This window comes from Mycobacterium kyorinense (assembly GCF_002101735.1).
In the GTDB taxonomy this organism is placed as follows: Bacteria; Actinomycetota; Actinomycetes; order Mycobacteriales; family Mycobacteriaceae; genus Mycobacterium; species Mycobacterium kyorinense.
This window is the reverse complement of sequence record NZ_LQPE01000118.1, coordinates 1-15525: the sequence shown is the minus strand read 5'-3', so window position 1 is coordinate 15525 and position 15525 is coordinate 1. Positions and strand designations below refer to the sequence as shown.

At 67.5% G+C, this 15525-nt stretch carries 13 protein-coding genes, 1 tRNA gene and 1 pseudogene; 6 read left to right on the top strand and 9 right to left on the bottom strand.

Features of this window, described 5'->3' with window-relative positions; translation table 11 throughout:
- The first annotated feature begins 10 nt into the window (after nucleotides 1–10).
- A complete protein-coding gene (gene topA, locus AWC14_RS14350; protein WP_045384234.1) occupies nucleotides 11–2785 on the top strand; it encodes a type I DNA topoisomerase in 2775 nt (924 codons plus the stop codon).
- Here topA and AWC14_RS14345 read toward each other — a convergent pair.
- Nucleotides 2782–4440: an adenylate/guanylate cyclase domain-containing protein gene (locus AWC14_RS14345; protein WP_235216029.1), complete on the bottom strand. Its 1659-nt coding sequence runs from the start codon at nucleotides 4438–4440 to the stop codon at nucleotides 2782–2784. The genes topA and AWC14_RS14345 overlap by 4 nt on opposite strands.
- 14 nt (nucleotides 4441–4454) lie before the next feature.
- Between AWC14_RS14345 and AWC14_RS14340 the strand changes: the two genes are divergently transcribed.
- Nucleotides 4455–5657, top strand: coding sequence for a DNA polymerase III subunit delta' (locus AWC14_RS14340; protein ID WP_045384266.1), 1203 nt, complete (start codon nucleotides 4455–4457; stop codon nucleotides 5655–5657).
- 23 nt (nucleotides 5658–5680) lie between these two features.
- A tRNA-Thr gene (locus AWC14_RS14335) sits at nucleotides 5681–5753 on the top strand.
- An 81-nt stretch (nucleotides 5754–5834) separates the two neighbouring features.
- Here the strand turns inward: AWC14_RS14335 and AWC14_RS14330 are convergent.
- The gene (locus AWC14_RS14330) at nucleotides 5835–7634 is read right to left on the bottom strand and encodes a hypothetical protein (protein WP_045384232.1); all 1800 of its coding nucleotides are present in this window, start codon (nucleotides 7632–7634) and stop codon (nucleotides 5835–5837) included.
- On the opposite strand from AWC14_RS14330, the gene AWC14_RS14325 reads away from it, so the two are divergent.
- The gene (locus AWC14_RS14325) at nucleotides 7600–8544 is read left to right on the top strand and encodes an NAD-dependent epimerase/dehydratase family protein (RefSeq protein WP_045384230.1); all 945 of its coding nucleotides are present in this window, start codon (nucleotides 7600–7602) and stop codon (nucleotides 8542–8544) included. The genes AWC14_RS14330 and AWC14_RS14325 overlap by 35 nt on opposite strands.
- A gap of 291 nt (nucleotides 8545–8835) precedes the next feature.
- On the opposite strand, the gene AWC14_RS14320 is transcribed toward AWC14_RS14325, so the two are convergent.
- The 6 genes from AWC14_RS14320 to AWC14_RS14295 form a co-directional block, all read right to left on the bottom strand.
- The gene (locus tag AWC14_RS14320) at nucleotides 8836–9174 is read right to left on the bottom strand and encodes a hypothetical protein (RefSeq protein ID WP_045384228.1); all 339 of its coding nucleotides are present in this window, start codon (nucleotides 9172–9174) and stop codon (nucleotides 8836–8838) included.
- A 446-nt stretch (nucleotides 9175–9620) separates the two neighbouring features.
- Nucleotides 9621–10223, bottom strand: a complete 603-nt coding sequence (locus AWC14_RS14315) for an RES family NAD+ phosphorylase (RefSeq protein ID WP_045384226.1) — start codon at nucleotides 10221–10223, stop codon at nucleotides 9621–9623.
- Nucleotides 10220–10873, bottom strand: a complete 654-nt coding sequence (locus tag AWC14_RS14310) for a hypothetical protein (protein WP_142281699.1) — start codon at nucleotides 10871–10873, stop codon at nucleotides 10220–10222. Before AWC14_RS14310 ends, AWC14_RS14315 begins: the two co-directional genes overlap by 4 nt.
- 34 nt (nucleotides 10874–10907) lie before the next feature.
- The gene (locus AWC14_RS14305; RefSeq protein WP_045384222.1) at nucleotides 10908–11243 is read right to left on the bottom strand and encodes a DUF2304 domain-containing protein; all 336 of its coding nucleotides are present in this window, start codon (nucleotides 11241–11243) and stop codon (nucleotides 10908–10910) included.
- A complete protein-coding gene (locus AWC14_RS14300) occupies nucleotides 11240–11926 on the bottom strand; it encodes a glycosyltransferase family 2 protein (protein WP_045384220.1) in 687 nt (228 codons plus the stop codon). Before AWC14_RS14300 ends, AWC14_RS14305 begins: the two co-directional genes overlap by 4 nt.
- Before the next feature lie 14 nt (nucleotides 11927–11940).
- Nucleotides 11941–13248 (bottom strand): hypothetical protein, encoded by a 1308-nt coding sequence (locus tag AWC14_RS14295; RefSeq protein WP_162267182.1) that lies wholly within the window; start codon nucleotides 13246–13248, stop codon nucleotides 11941–11943.
- Nucleotides 13249–13273: 25 nt separating this feature from the next.
- Here AWC14_RS14295 and AWC14_RS14290 point away from each other — a divergent pair, with 25 nt between their 5' ends.
- Together AWC14_RS14290 and AWC14_RS14285 are read left to right on the top strand one after the other, a co-directional pair.
- On the top strand, nucleotides 13274–14197 hold the full coding sequence (locus AWC14_RS14290; protein ID WP_045385813.1) for a TerC family protein: 924 nt from the start codon (nucleotides 13274–13276) through the stop codon (nucleotides 14195–14197).
- Between the two features lie 39 nt (nucleotides 14198–14236).
- Nucleotides 14237–15394 (top strand): alpha-hydroxy-acid oxidizing protein, encoded by a 1158-nt coding sequence (locus AWC14_RS14285; RefSeq protein WP_045385814.1) that lies wholly within the window; start codon nucleotides 14237–14239, stop codon nucleotides 15392–15394.
- A gap of 20 nt (nucleotides 15395–15414) precedes the next feature.
- On the opposite strand, the pseudogene AWC14_RS28240 reads toward AWC14_RS14285, so the two are convergent.
- A pseudogene (locus AWC14_RS28240) lies at nucleotides 15415–15525 on the bottom strand (IS982 family transposase); the annotation flags it as partial.

Genomic DNA, 15525 nt, shown 5'->3' with positions numbered 1-15525 from the left:
GTAAGCACAGTTGGCTGGTGAAGACCGCGGTAACCGCGGCAATGGAAGCGCGCGACGACTCGTTATCGTCGAGTCGCCCACCAAGGCGCGCAAATTAGCCGGCTACCTGGGGTCCAACTATGTAGTCGAGTCCTCGCGGGGCCACATCCGCGACCTGCCCCGCAACGCCGCCGACGTGCCCGCCAAATACAAGTCGGAGCCGTGGGCGCGGCTGGGGGTCAACGTCGACGCCGACTTCGAACCGCTCTACATCATCAGCCCCGACAAGAAGAGCACCGTCAGCGAGCTCAAAGGCCTGCTCAAAGACGCCGACGAGCTCTACCTGGCCACCGACGGTGACCGCGAGGGCGAGGCCATCGCCTGGCACCTGCTGGAGACCCTCAAACCCAAGATTCCGGTCAAGCGGATGGTGTTCCACGAGATCACCGAGCCGGCCATCCGCGCCGCCGCCGAGCACCCCCGCGACCTGGACATCGACCTGGTCGACGCGCAGGAGACCCGCCGCATCCTGGACCGGCTGTACGGCTACGAGGTCAGCCCGGTGCTGTGGAAGAAGGTGGCGCCCAAGCTGTCGGCGGGCCGGGTGCAGTCGGTGGCCACCCGGATCATCGTGCAGCGTGAACGCGACCGGATGGCGTTCCGCAGCGCCACCTACTGGGACGTGGTCGCCGAACTCGACGCCAGCGTCTCGGACCCCAAGGCTTCCCCGCCCACCTTCACCGCCCGCCTGACCAGCGTCGACGGGCTGCGGGTGGCCACCGGGCGGGACTTCGACTCGCTCGGGGTCCTTCGCAAGCCCGACGAAGTCGTGGTGCTCGACGAGGCTCGGGCGACCGAGCTGGCCACCGGGCTGCGCGGAGCGCAGCTGACCGTGGCGTCGGTCGAGGAAAAGCCCTACACCCGCAAGCCCTATCCGCCGTTCATGACCTCCACGCTGCAGCAGGAGGCAGGCCGCAAGCTGCGGTTCTCCTCGGAGCGCACGATGAGCATCGCCCAGCGGCTCTACGAGAACGGCTACATCACCTACATGCGGACCGACTCGACGACCCTGTCGGAGTCGGCGATCAACGCCGCCCGCACGCAGGCCCGCCAGCTCTACGGCGAGGAGTACGTGTCGCCGTCGCCGCGCCAGTACACCCGCAAGGTGAAGAACGCGCAGGAAGCGCACGAAGCCATCCGGCCGGCTGGTGAGACGTTCGCCACTCCCGACGCGGTGCGCCGCGAGCTCGACGGCGATGACTTCCGGCTCTACGAGCTGATCTGGCAGCGCACCGTGGCCTCGCAGATGGCCGACGCCCGCGGCACCACGCTGAGCCTGCGCATCAACGGCGACTCCGACGGGCGGCAGGTGGTGTTCTCCGCCAGCGGTCGCACGCTGACCTTCCCGGGCTTCCTCAAGGCCTACGTGGAGACCGTCGACGAGCTCGCCGGCGGTGAGGCCGACGACGCCGAGCGGCGGCTGCCGCACCTGAGCGAGGGTCAGCGGGTCGACGCCACCGAGCTCACCCCCGACGGGCACTCCACCAACCCGCCGCCCCGCTATACCGAGGCGTCGCTGGTCAAGGCGCTCGAAGAACTGGGCATCGGGCGGCCGTCGACGTACTCGTCGATCATCAAGACCATCCAGGACCGCGGCTACGTCTACAAGAAGGGCAGCGCGCTGGTGCCGTCCTGGGTGGCGTTCGCGGTAATCGGCTTGCTGGAGCGGCATTTCGGCCGGCTGGTCGACTACGGTTTCACCGCCGCGATGGAAGACGAGCTCGACGCGATCGCGTCGGGCAACGAGCAGCGCACCACCTGGCTCAACCACTTCTACTTCGGCGGCGACCACGGCGTGCCCGACTCGGTGGCCCGCTCCGGCGGCCTCAAGAAGCTGGTCGGGGTCAACCTCGAAGGCATCGACGCCCGAGAAGTCAACTCCATCAAGGTGTTCGACGACGCCGAGGGCCGGCCCATCTATGTCCGGGTGGGCAAGAACGGGCCCTACCTGGAACGCATGGTGACCGGCGACGACGGCGAGCCGAAACCGCAGCGGGCCAACCTCAACGATTCGCTGACTCCCGACGAGCTCACGCTCGAGGTGGCCGAACAGCTTTTCGCCACCCCGCAGGAGGGCCGGTCGCTGGGTGTCGATCCGGAGACCGGGCACGAAATCGTCGCCAAGGACGGCCGTTACGGCCCGTATGTCACCGAGGTGCTGCCGGAGCCGCCGGACGACGGCGACGCCGCCGCGGGGGCCAAGAAGGGCAAGAAACCGACCGGGCCCAAGCCGCGGACCGCGTCGCTGTTGCGCAGCATGGACCTGCAGACCGTCACGCTCGACGACGCGCTGAAACTGCTGTCGCTGCCGCGGGTGGTCGGTGTCGACCCCGAGTCCGGCGAGGAGATCACCGCGCAGAACGGCCGTTACGGCCCATACCTCAAGCGCGGCAAGGATTCTCGATCGCTGGCCACCGAGGACCAGATTTTCGACATCACGCTCGACGAGGCGCTGAAGATCTACGCCGAGCCCAAACGCCGTGGCCGGCAAGCCGCTTCGGCGCCGCCGCTGCGCGAGCTGGGCACAGATCCGGCGTCGGGCAAGCCGATGGTGATCAAGGACGGCCGGTTCGGGCCGTATGTCACCGACGGGGAAACCAACGCCAGCCTGCGCAAGGGCGACGACGTGTTGTCGATCAGCGACGAACGCGCCGCCGAGCTGCTGGCCGACCGGCGGGCCCGCGGCCCGGTCAAACGGACCGCGAAGAAGAGCACCCGCCGGGCGCCGGCCAAGAAGCGCGGCTAGCTGATTTCGCTGGCCTCGCTGGAAACCTCTTCCTGCGCAGCCAGATTCAGTGGCCTTGCCAGCTGGGTGGGCGCGGTGCGGCCGCGCAGCGAGACCACTTCGCCGACATCCCAGCACAGCGCTTCGGCGTCCAGCGCCCCGCTGACCGCGATCGCCGACGCGAGCACGTGTCCCTCTTCCAGCTTGGCCAGCTCGGTCAGCCGAGCGGCCTCGTTGACCGGGTCGCCGATCACGGTGTATTCGAAACGGGCCTGCGCGCCGATGTGGCCGGCGATAGCCCGCCCGGCCGACACCCCGATGCCGAACTCCAGCGAACCCAGCACCGGCAGCAGGGCGTCGTGCAACTCGCGCGCGGCCGCCAATGCGCCGCCGGAGGCGTCCGGGTGCTCGATCGGCGCGCCGAAGATCGCCAGCGCGGCGTCGCCCTGGAACTTGTTGACGAATCCGCCGTGCCGTCCGACGGTGTCGACCACTACCCGGAAGAACTCGTTGAGCAGGCTGACGACCTCGGCGGGCGGGCGGGTCGCCGCCAGCTGGGTGGAGCCCACCATGTCGACGAACAGCACCGCGACGTCGCGTTCCTGCCCGCCCAGCTCGGTGCCACGCTCCAGGGCGCGCCGCGCCACGTCTTCACCCACGTAGCGACCGAACAGGTCGCGCAGCCGCTGCCGCTCGGCCAGGTCGCGCACCATGTCGTTGAATCCGGCCTGCAACAGGCCCAGCTCGCTGGCGTCGTAAATCTGCATGTGCGCGTTGTAGTTTCCGTGCTGCACCTCGCCGAGCGCCCAGCGCAGCTGGCGCAGCGGGTCGGCGATCGACATGGCCACCAACAGGGTGCTGATCAGCCCGATCACCAAGGCGATTAGCGCCATCAACAGGATCGGGTTGAACAGCCTCTCCGGCGGCGCGTGCAGGAACGATGCCTTGTCGGCTACCACGGCCAGCACGATGGCCAACAGCGGTACACCCGTGGACAGCGCCCAGGTCAGCAGCTGCCGCAGGATTACGCCGGGCGCCTTGATGCTTTCCGGCAGCCCGCCGCGCAGCGCGGCCACGGCCACCGGGCGCAGGACCCGCTCGGACTGCAGGTAGCCGATGATCGCGGTGGCGGCCGCGCCCAGGGCGACGGCCACGGCCGCCACCGGCGCCAGGTGGCTGGTTTCCCGCCAGCTGGCGATGATGAAGACTGTGCCGCCCACGGACCAGTAGCCCATGCTGATCAGCACGCGATAGAACGGCATCCGCAGCGCGCGGCTACGGGCCAGTTCCGTGGTGGCAGGGTCGGTGTCGGCGAACATGCCGTCGCGGCGCTGCCAGCGGAACACCGGCAGCAGCAGCCGCACGCTTATCGACGATCCGATGCCGAACAGCACCACCAGCGCCAGCCCGAAGATCGCCAGATTGACCCCCGGCAGATCCTGTAGCTCGATGCGGTCCTCGGACGGCAACCCGTAGCGCAGGAAGCCGAACACGAACAGCGCGCCGATGATGTCGGCCTGGATGACGCTCAGTAAGAACACGGGCCACGGGGTACGCACCACCCACTGGACGAATCCACTGATCCGCCCAGGGAGTTCCGCTGCCGTGCTCACGGACCCACCGTATCGGTCGGCGGGGACGAAGAAGTAGCCAAAAAGCGTGTCGGCGGCCGGCACTAGTGTGGCCGGTGATGTCCGGGGTATTTGCGCGGCTGGTCGGCCAGCAGGCGGTCGAAGCCGAGCTGGTGGCGGCGGCCCAGGCCGCCCGCGGTGATTCGCCTCACAGCGCGGCCATGTCGCATGCCTGGCTGATCACCGGCCCGCCCGGATCAGGGCGGTCGGTGGCGGCGTTGTGCTTCGCGGCGGCGCTGCAGTGCACCTCCGATGGCGTCCCGGGCTGCGGGCAGTGCCGGGCGTGTACGACGACGATGGCCGGCACCCACGCCGACGTGCGTCGGGTGATTCCCGAGGGGCTGTCGATCGGCGTCGACGACATGCGGGCCATCGTGCAGATCGCGTCGCGGCGGCCCAGCACCGGGCGCTGGCAGATCGTGCTGATCGAGGACGCCGACCGGCTGACCGAGGGCGCGGCGAACGCGTTGCTCAAGGTCGTCGAGGAACCGCCGCCGTCGACGGTGTTCTTGCTCTGCGCGCCGTCGGTGGACCCCGAGGACATCGCGATCACGCTGCGCTCCCGCTGCCGGCACATCGCGCTGGTCACCCCCACGTCGGAGGCCATAGCGCAGGTATTGGTCGAGGCTGACGGGCTGGATACCGAGACGGCCAACTGGGCGGCTTCGGTCAGCGGCGGCCACGTGGGCCGGGCGCGGCGGCTGGCCACCGACCCCGAGGCCCGTGAGCGACGGCAGCGGGCTTTGGGACTGGCGCGCGACGCGGCAACGCCGTCGCGCGCCTACGCCGCCGCCGAGGAGTTGGTGGCGGCGGCCGAGGCCGAGGCCATGGTGCTGACCGCCGAACGCGACGAGGCCGAAACCGAAGAGCTGCGGACGGCGCTGGGTGCGGGCGGCACCGGCAAAGGCACGGCGAGCGCTTTGCGCGGCGCCACCGGGGCGATCAGAGATCTTGAGCGACGGCAGAAGTCGCGGCAGACGCGGGCGTCGAGGGATGCGCTGGACCGCGCGTTGATCGACTTGGCCACCTACTTCCGGGACGCGCTGCTGGTGTCGTCCGGCACGCGCAGCGTGCAGGCCAACCACCCCGATATGGCCGACCGGGTGGCGGCGATGGCCGCGCACGCCCCGCCCGAGCGGTTGTTGCGTTGTATCGAGGCGGTATTGGAGTGCCGCGAAGCGCTGGCCGTCAACGTCAAGCCGAAGTTCGCGGTGGACGCGATGGTCGCCACCATCGGCCAGGAGCTGCGCGCCGGCCTGTAGACTCGTGCCGCCCGGCAGGGCATGCCACCTTAGCTCAGTCGGCAGAGCGGCTCACTCGTAATGAGCAGGTCAGGAGTTCGATTCTCCTAGGTGGCTCTCCGCTTCTCTTGGCCGCGAGCGTGCGTAGTTGTACGCCGGTACGGCGGTTTTGCTGGCATTCTGCGCACGCTCGCGGAGCTACTGGGCCACCACATATCCCACCGGCCCGGAGGCGATGCACACCGACAGCGCGGCGGTGTCGGCCCGCACGGTGATCGCGTTGCCCGCTCCGGGCAGTCGCACGTAGACGCGGTTGAGCCCGGGATGCACGGGAACCTTGACACCGGTGCCGTCGGACAGCGACATCGTGATCGAGCCGTCGCTGTTGGCCAGGTAGTTGACTTCGGCCGTCCAGTCCGCGGGCAGCAGCGGCCCGTCGAGAGCAAGCGACGCCGGCCGGTCGGGCTGCACGAAGTATCCGCACTGCGGCGCCGGGCCCGGCGTTATCGTGCGGATCCACGCCACTCGGGCGTCGACCAGCCGGCCCGAGCTGTCCATCATCCGCAATTGCGTTGTGGCAGACGCGAATTCGGGCCGGTCGCGCAACAACGCGAACATATGACTGGCCAGGTTCTCGGGCCAGGCCACGCGGCCCAACACCAGTGGGTCGACTTCCTGGTCCAGCAGCGGCGCGGTCGACGCCGCCTGCCTCAGACCCCGCTGCGCGTTCTGTAGATAGGGCTGGGCCGGGTTGTCGCGCCACGACGACAGAAACGTCGCCGTGGAATACAGGCAACTGGCCACGAACAGCGCCGCCGACGCCGTCGTCGCCGTGCGCGGGATCGACGCGTCCAGCCACCGCGACGACGGGCGATTCGGCGCGCAGAGTCCGACCGCGGCCAGCAGCGCCAGAACGACGACCAGGTCGGGGAAATACCGCAGTGTCTGGGCCAACTCGAGCGCGGTGAACCGCGACGAGCGCATCAGATAGATCGGCACCTGGCACGCGACCGCATAGCCGGCCGCGGTCAGCCACACCGGCACGATGCGCTGCTTGCGCCACAGCGTGACCACCAGTGCAAGCGCCAGCACCAGCCAGCCGAGCACCCGCACCGCCAACGGCGGCACCGCCCACGGCGAGGCCGGCGCCCAGCGGTCCCACGCCCACGGCCCGCCGGCCAAGCCCGGCACGATGCCGTGGGTCACCGAGCGGCGCAACAGATCCCACGTCATCGCCAGATCGGTGCTCCAGCGCTGCTGGTCGACGACGACGAGGTAGACCGCGATCCAGGCGCCGGTCAGCGCCAGCGACGGCGTCCACAACCGGATACCGCGACGCCACACGGTCCCCAAGGCGGGCTCACCCTGCACATGTGCCAGCAGCGCCGCCACGGCGAACGCCACGAACGGGATCACCGCGGCCTTCTCGAAGAACAGCAGGCCGCCGAAGTAGACCAGGACTCCGGTCACCGCGTAGCGCCCGTTGCCGGTGCGCACCAGCAGCACCGCATCGCCGCACACCCAGGCGAGCGCGGCCAGCATCGGCAGCGAGTTCAGCGCCGCCGCCCACCACGCGAAACCGGTAATGCCCAGCGGCGTGAACAGCACGAAAGTCAACGGGATGAGCAACACCGGACGCCAGCCCAGGATCACATGCAGCGTGCGCAACAACGCCAGCGACGCCAGCAGCTGCAACACCACCAGGCTGGTCGCGGGACCGACCCAGTTCAGCGGCGCCAACCGGGTGATCGCTCCGGCCGCCAGGTACGCGGCCGGCATCACGTGGCCGTCGTGGTCGTCGAACAGATACGACGGCGACAGCAGGTTATGCGTGCCCGCCCGCCCGATCAGGATCAGGTCGTCCCAATAGAAGTAGCCCCGAAACGCCAGCACACCGCGGACAACCAGCTGCACGGCGACCAGGGCTACGGCGACCGCGGTGACCCATCTGTATGGTGGGCCGGTGCGCGCACTGGTCACCGGGGCTGCCGGATTCATCGGGTCGACGCTAGTCGACCGTTTGATAGCCGACGGCGGCTCGGTGGTGGGCCTGGACAACTTCGCATCGGGGCGGGCCACCAATCTCGAGCACCTGGCCGACAACCCGGAATTCGTGTTCGTCGAGGCCGACATCGTGACCGCGGATCTGCAGGCCATCCTGGAGGAGCACCGCCCCGACGTTGTGTTCCATCTGGCCGCCCAGATCGATGTGCGGCATTCGGTGGCCGACCCTCAGTTCGACGCGTCCGTGAACGTCGTCGGCACCATCAGGCTGGCCGAGGCGGCGCGGTGCGCCGGGGTGCGTAAGGTCGTGCACACGTCCTCGGGTGGGTCGATCTACGGCGTACCGCCGACCTACCCCACTCCGGAGACAGTGCCTACCGATCCGGCGTCGCCGTATGCCGCGGGCAAGGTGGCGGGGGAGATCTACCTCAACACGTTCCGGCACCTTTACGGCCTGGAGTGCTCACACATCGCGCCGGCGAATGTCTATGGGCCGCGCCAGGATCCGCACGGAGAAGCCGGGGTGGTGGCCATTTTTGTCCAGGCGCTGTTGTCCGGTAAACCCACGAAGATCTTCGGCGACGGCACCAACACCCGCGACTACGTCTACGTCGACGACGTGGTGGACGCCTTCGTCAAGGCGGCCGGTCCGGTCGGCGGAGGGCAGCGGTTCAACATCGGCACCGGCGTGGAAACCTCGGACCGCCAACTGCATTCGGCGGTGGCCGCCGCAGTCGGCGCGCCCGACGATCCGGAGTTTGCGCCGCCGCGGCTGGGCGACCTCAAGCGCTCGTGTCTCGACATCGGTTTGGCCGCAAGGATTTTGGACTGGCGTCCGCAAGTCCCGCTGGATGAGGGCCTGCGTCGCACCGTCGAATACTTCCGCCACACGCTTACCGACTAGTTCTCACGCCCGTACGGCACAGGTATCTGGGGTTGGTGACAAATCGGAAAACTACCCCCTACCCAGTGGTCGCTTACCGGTGACCGTGAACACGCAGTGGATCGCAGATCTGATGAGGCGTCAGACTGTCAGCACGCGACGGTAGGCTTGGCGTTGTGTCCAGTGTCGAGCAGCCAGAAGAGCCAGTCGTGCGAACCTATACGCCCGATGAGGCAATCGGGCGCGCTCGGCCACTGCCCCCCGTGATCGCCTCGTCATCGAGGATGTGCCCGAGGAGGAGTGGGCCGCCTTTCAGGCTGCACTAGCGGACGCATGACCAACGCTCAGCCAGCGGGTGTCGTCGTGGACACGATGGTCATCAGCTGGCTGTTTGATGAGCGCCCAAATCGGCTCGCTGATCACTACCGCATGCTGATCGGCCCAAGGCCCGTACTGCTCGCGTTCCAAACCGTGATGGAACTCCGCTACGGAGTTCTGCGCGCCGGGTGGGGTCAACTGCGGCGCCGATGACTCGAACGCCGCATCGCTGAACTGACCGTCGTCCAGCCTGATGATGAGATGATCACTACGTGCGCCAACTTGCGTGCGCACTGCGCACAGATCGGCCATGCGCTCGCCGGCAAGCTCCATGACGGAGACCGATGGATCGCGGCCGCAGCGATGCGCCTAGGCGTGCCACTGGTCTCCCATGACGGGCTATTCGATGGAGCACCCGGACTTGAGTTCGTGACTGCTGCCGGCGCCGAATAGCCCCGGCATCGCGAGACTGAAATTCCCGGATAGGGCTGCACGGCGATCTCGCTGCCACATTCCGGCAGAGCAATCACACCTGCCTCCCGCATCGCGAACAACACCCCATGCCCTCGTCGACGCATTCACAAGTTGTTTTGCATCAGACCCACGGCGCAACCGACACAGGCAGCGCACCTTGGTCCAATGTCTTTGCTCCACCGAAAGTTGCTCGGATGTTCAGCCCGAGAGTGTTCCCGTAGTAGCCATGACGACTTGCGAAATCGTTTGCTGTGCTGATTCTTTCGGCTCGCTTCACCCACCCACTGGTCGGACGCTCCTGAGCATCACCAGCGCGTCGCAGTCGGGTCGTCGAAGAGGTCGTATGCGCCGCTGGCCTTCCACTGCTCCACCGCCGGATGCGGAGTGCCGAACCACCGGACGTGCGGAGCAACCTCGGCCGGCGGGCGCGCTCCGTCGGTGAGATGCCCGGTCGGAACCTCTTCGGGTGTAAGGGGTTCGGACAGAAATGGATTCAGCACTCGGACACCAAACAAGATCAAGTTGTGTGTTCCGGGTAACGCGGCCGACGGCACTATCATTGCGGTAGCGCCGCGTTCCCGAACGACATCTGCCAATGCCTGGGTAGGGGTGTAATCCTCGCCGACGAGCTCGTCCGGCGTCAGGCCGTAGCCGGCGCAATCATCGAAGTCGACCCCTATCACGTCTTCGACATCGACCAGCGCCGTCCATAAATTCAAGATGATGTCGTCCGGATCACCGTGCGGCCCAACGTTATGTCGCAGCAGCTCGGCGGCAGGGCCGAGCGGATGAAGGCTCAGATACTGCACGGTGTCGCTTGTGGCGCGGTGGAAACGGCCATTGCGTGAGCTGGGGAATGCCCACCACGGCGAATCGTAGGATGCGTGCCGAAATACCGTCAGCCTCATACCGTCATGGCACGAGCGGCGGTTGCGGCGCTCAGGAGCTGCGGATAACTCAGCGAAGCGTCGAGCAGGTCGATCGGTCGTCGCTCGAGTACAGGATGCTCGCGGTAGAACCAGGCGGTTACTCCCGGACCGGTGAACGAATGGCGCAACTGGTTCACGAGTTGTCCGACCACGCGGATACGTGCGGCGTCGTCGGCTGTCGGCTCCGGACCGTCCGCAGCGAGCCAGCGTTGTAGCTGACGAACCGAAACGCCAAGCAGGTCAGCCAACGTCTTCTGGGGGGCCGCCAGGATCTCGACGGTTCTGGCAAGTACCTCGCGGACCGGAGCGTCGTCGCTGTATGGCTGATTTTCGGTGATGTCACGCAATGCGTGGCGGAATTGCTCGAGGGCAATTCGTACATCGCGACGACGGTCCTGGTCATCGTCGTGCCTCAGCGCCTTTTCCGCGCGAAACGCCGCCGCCCACAAGGTTGTGGTCAGATACGGGTCCGCCTCCAGTCGCAACGGTGTGGCCGCGCCCAGTGCCGGTTCGAAGCTGTCGATGAGCTGGACAACCGCGGCCGGAACAGTCTTCGACCGCTGTAAGAGCGTGGTGGCTTCGTTCACCCGGCCGAGAAGGTCCCGAAGCTCAGGGGCTGTCGCAGACATGTCGCCATCATACGACGTAACTGCGACAGGGAATTCACTCGGGTGTCCGTGCTCCTTCCAAAGCGATGGCCCGGGCCAGCCTGGCATATCGCAATTCCAGGTCCTTGAACCGCAGATAAGTGCTCAGCGTGGTGAAGCTGAACGCGATGATCAGCGCGTAGAGCATCAGGTCGGTGCCGCGCGCCACCCCGAGCCAGTGCGCCACCACCGTGGTGTCGTTGGGCCGCAGCACCGCGTAGACGGCGGCGAACACGAACAACACGTAACCGACCTTGACCCACGCCTTGGACTGCGCGCTGCGCCGCGAGCGCAGCAGGTACACCAGCAGCAAGATGATGGCGGCGATCAGCAGCACCTGGATCCAGTTCATCGCGGCAGCCTTCCTCGCAAGAACCCGTCGAAGATGATGTTGACGCCGTTGAGCAGTGGTTGCCCCTTGGACTTGGAATAGTCGGTGTAGAGCACTTCGACCGGCTCTTCGGTTACCCGCCAATGGTTTTCGGCGATCAGCATGATGAACTCGGTGGCGTGGCTCATCCCGCTCATGGTGATGTCCAGGCCGTCGGCGACGGTCTTGTTGAACACCCGAAGACCGTTGTTGGTGTCAGTCAACCCCAGCCGGCGGCCGCGCGGGCTGAGCCACGCCGCGGTCCGAAGCACCAGGCGTTTGGCCAGCGGCGGCCTGCTGACGCCCCGGCCGAATCGGGTGCCGATGACGATGTCGACGTCGCCGGCGGCCAGCCGGTCGACCATCGTGACGACGTCTTTCACCCGGTGCTGGCCGTCGCCGTCGAACGTCACGAAGACCTGCGCCCCCGGCCGGCGACGGGCGTACTCGACACCGGTCTGGATGGCCGCGCCCTGGCCGAGGTTCACCGGGTGGCGCACCAAATGAGCGCCGGCCGCCCGGGCGATCTCGCCGGTGTCGTCGCGGCTGCCGTCGTCCACGCAGACAACGTTGTCGAAGACCGAGCGGACATCGGCGACGACGTCACCGATGACAGCGGCTTCGTTGAAGGCCGGAACGACGATCCAGACATCGGGATAACCCATTTCGTCTGCTTAACCTACCCGGCGGAACGCGCCAGCGCGGTCAGGTGCACGCCGATGCCGACCAGCGGCCCGCACATCAGCGCGACCACGGTGCGCGTCTCCAGCGCCACCGGCACCAGCAGCAGCAACGTCGACGCCACCGTCGCACCCACCCAGCCCACGGCATAGGCGCGGTGCAACGCGGCCGCGACCGCGGCGGCGCCGGTCAGCGTCAGCATGGCGATCGCCACCGCCGCCGCGGTCAGCCATGCCAGCAGCGCGCTGCCGGCGTCGTAGTCGGGCCCGAACGCGGCCCGCAGGATCCAGGGGCCGAGCAGCCCGGCCGCCAGCACGCCGATCCCGCCGATCCCGGCGACCACCAGCGCCGGCGCGACCAGCGCGCGCAGCCGCTCGGTGCGCTCGTCGACGAAGTGGGCGATCAGGTTGCCCTGCATCGCGGTCAGCGGCACCAGCAGTGGGGCCCGGGTCAGGGTGACCGCCAGGATCACCACGCCGCCCGCGGCGCCCAGCTCGGCCGATGTCGCCTTCAGCAGCACCGGAAAGCCCATTACCAGGATCGCGCTGGCCCCCGCCGCGGTGATCGAATGCGCGGCGCCGCGCAGAAACGTCGCTGTCCCCCCGGGGGTGAGCAGCCGGGCCGCGGCCCGCGTCGTCGGCGAGACCGCCAGCATGATCAGCCAGGCCACCGCGCCCGCGACGGTCGCCCACAAGAACCCGACCAGACCCCAGCCGGTCAGGAAAGTGGCCGCCGCAACCGCCACCCGGATCACCGCGTCGGTGACCATCAGCGCGCCGTACTGGGTCCAGTTGTCGACGCCGGCCAGCATGCCCAGCAATGTGGCGTGCGCACAGAAGCCGGCCAGCCCGACACTGAGCAGCCCCACCGAAAGCCAGCGGGCTTCGGCGAACACCTGCCCGCTCCACAGTGGCGAGCTACCCGCGATCGTGACCGCGGCCGCCGCCCCGAGCCGCCCCGCCACCCGCAGCGGATGGGTTCTACCGGCGGCGACGTCGGCGTAGCGCGCCGAGCGGACCTCGCGGGTGGTTTCCTGCAGCAGTCCGTTGGCGGCCCCGGTGACCAGCCCGAACGCACCCCAGAAGACCGCGAAGACGGAGAAGCCCGCAGGAGCCAGGTCGCGAGCCGCCAGGTAGACCACGGCGTAGCCGCAGAGGGCGGTCAGTGCTGTCGCCGCGCCGACCCGGGCGACGCTGCTGCGCCCGACCGGCCCGGCGGAGGCCGCCGCACCGCCGACCTCGGTCACAGCGACGGCACTTCCACAGTTCGAAAATACTAACGGGCGAGGTCGGCACCGACCTGACATGCTGGACGGGAGAGGGGGTCTCCCGTTGCACGTGTCCGTGCTGGAATGGGCTGTCGCGTTGGGCGTGACAATGGCGGTCCTGCTGTTCGACGTCGTGGTCATCGCCCGCCGGCCCCGCGAACCGACCATGCGGGAATGCGCGATCGCGTTGTCGGCCTATGTCGGGTTCGCGGTGCTCTTCGGCATCTGGGTGTGGTGGTTTCACGGCCCGCAGTTCGGCCTGGAATTCTTGGCCGGCTGGCTCACCGAGTACAGCCTGTCCGTCGACAACCTGTTCATCTTCATCTTCATCATGGCGAGCTTCAACGTGCCCAAGCGCTACCAGCAGCAGGCCCTGTTCGTCGGGATTGTGATTGCGCTGTTGTTCCGCGCGGTGTTCATTGCGCTCGGCGCGATTGCGATCCAGAAATTCGGGTGGGTGTTCTATGTCTTCGGCGCATTCCTCGTCTACGCGGGTGTCAGGCTGGCTCGCGGCGCGGGATCCGGCGGCGACGCGGACAACGTCGTCGTCCGCTTTGCCCGCCGCCGCCTGAACACCGCCGACGGGATGGTTCTGGTCATCGTGGCGCTGGGTGCGACGGATTTGATGTTCGCGCTCGATTCCATTCCCGCCATCTACGGGCTGACCCGCGAGCCGTATTTGGTGTTGGCGGCCAACGTTTTCGCGTTGATGGGCCTGCGGCAGTTGTATTTTCTGCTCGGCGGGTTGCTGGAACGTTTGGTGTATCTGGGCCGGGGCCTGGCCGTCATCCTGGGGTTCATCGGCGTGAAGCTGATTTTTCATGCGCTGCGTGAAAACAGCGTGCCGTTCATCAACGGCGGCGAACACGTCGACGTGCCGGAGATCCCGACGTTGCTCAGCCTCGCCGTCATCGTGGTGACGCTGGGCATCACCGCAGCCGCCAGCCTGTACCGGACCCGGGCGGTAGCCCGCGCCCGGACCGGGTAATCAACCCTTTCTGCTGTCACATGAGCAAAGGGAGGAGCCATGGGCAACTTCGGCGACTACCAATACCAGTTCTACAAAGCCGGGGTTCTCAACAAGACGTCTCCGTTTCCGTTCACGTTCGCCGAATGGGAACACCGCGCCCGGGAGAACATGAACCCGCTGATCTACGGCTACGTCAAGGGCGGCGCCGGCGATGAGGAGACCCAGGACATCAACGTCACCGAATTGCGTCGCTACGGGCTGACGCCACGCATGCTGCGGGACCGCAGCGATCGTGACATGTCGGTGACCTTCCTGGACCGCAAGCTGCCGTCGCCGGTGTTCCTGTGTCCGGTCGGGGTGCTGGGCAACATCCGGCCGGAGGGCGACTTGGAGGAGGCCCGGGTGTGCGCCGAGCTCGACCTGGTCGGCATGTACTCCACGCTGTCGTCTGCGACCATCGAGGAAGTGGCCGAGGCGCGCGGCGAGTCGTTCGGGATTTTCCAGCTGTACCCGACCGCGGACGAAAAGCTCACCGAGAGCTTGGTCAAGCGCGCCGAGAAAGCGGGGTTCGACGCCATCGCGGTGACCGTCGACTACGGCACGGTGGGCTGGCGTCCGCGCGACCTGTCGCACGGGTTCATGCCGATGCTGCGGGGGGACTGCATCGCCAACTACACCTCGGATCCACGTTTTCGCGAATTAGCCGGTGTGACAAGCGAAAAGGACCTCGACCCGGTCCATGCCGGTGCGGTGTGGATGGACGTTTTCGCGAATCCGGCATTCACGTGGGATGACCTCGGCTGGCTGCGGCAGATCACCGAATTGCCGTTGATCGTGAAGGGAATATGCCTTCCCGACGACGCCGCGCACGCCAAGCAGCTCGGCGTCGACGTGATCGCGTGCTCGAATCACGGTGGGCGCCAAGCCAATGGCGGCGTTCCGGCGATTTGTCATCTCGAACAGGTCATCGAGGCGGTCGGCGACCTGCCGGTGACGTTCGACTCGGGCATCCGGGACGGCGTCGACGTGCTGCGGGCCTGCGGGCTCGGCGCCGCACTGGTCGGCATCGGCCGCCCCTACGCCTACGGTCTTGCGGTCGGCGGGCGCGACGGGCTTCGGACCGTGGTGTCGCAGATCCTGGCCGAGGCCGATCTGACGATGGCCGTCGACTGCTACACCGAGTTGAGTCAGCTCGCCGTCGAGAGACTCGACTAGATGAGTGATTCCTATCCCGGTCAGTGGTCGTAGGCGATCAGTGATCGTTTGGTGGGGGTGTTGATTTTCCAGTTGTGCCAGATCACGGCGGCCAGTGCGAGTAAGCGTTGAGCGATGCGGGCGAAGACACC

Coding starts and splice junctions, on each gene's coding strand:
- AWC14_RS14340 (WP_045384266.1), top strand. CDS start 4,455: ATGTCCGGGGTATTTGCGCGGCTGGTCGGCCAGCAGGCGGTCGAAGCC.
- AWC14_RS14330 (WP_045384232.1), bottom strand. CDS start 7,634: ATGAATCCGGCAGCCCCGGTGACCAGTGCGCGCACCGGCCCACCATAC.
- AWC14_RS14320 (WP_045384228.1), bottom strand. CDS start 9,174: ATGGAGCTTGCCGGCGAGCGCATGGCCGATCTGTGCGCAGTGCGCACG.
- AWC14_RS14315 (WP_045384226.1), bottom strand. CDS start 10,223: ATGAGGCTGACGGTATTTCGGCACGCATCCTACGATTCGCCGTGGTGG.
- AWC14_RS14310 (WP_142281699.1), bottom strand. CDS start 10,873: ATGTCTGCGACAGCCCCTGAGCTTCGGGACCTTCTCGGCCGGGTGAAC.
- AWC14_RS14305 (WP_045384222.1), bottom strand. CDS start 11,243: ATGAACTGGATCCAGGTGCTGCTGATCGCCGCCATCATCTTGCTGCTG.
- AWC14_RS14300 (WP_045384220.1), bottom strand. CDS start 11,926: ATGGGTTATCCCGATGTCTGGATCGTCGTTCCGGCCTTCAACGAAGCC.
- AWC14_RS14295 (WP_162267182.1), bottom strand. CDS start 13,248: ATGTCAGGTCGGTGCCGACCTCGCCCGTTAGTATTTTCGAACTGTGGA.
- AWC14_RS14285 (WP_045385814.1), top strand. CDS start 14,237: ATGGGCAACTTCGGCGACTACCAATACCAGTTCTACAAAGCCGGGGTT.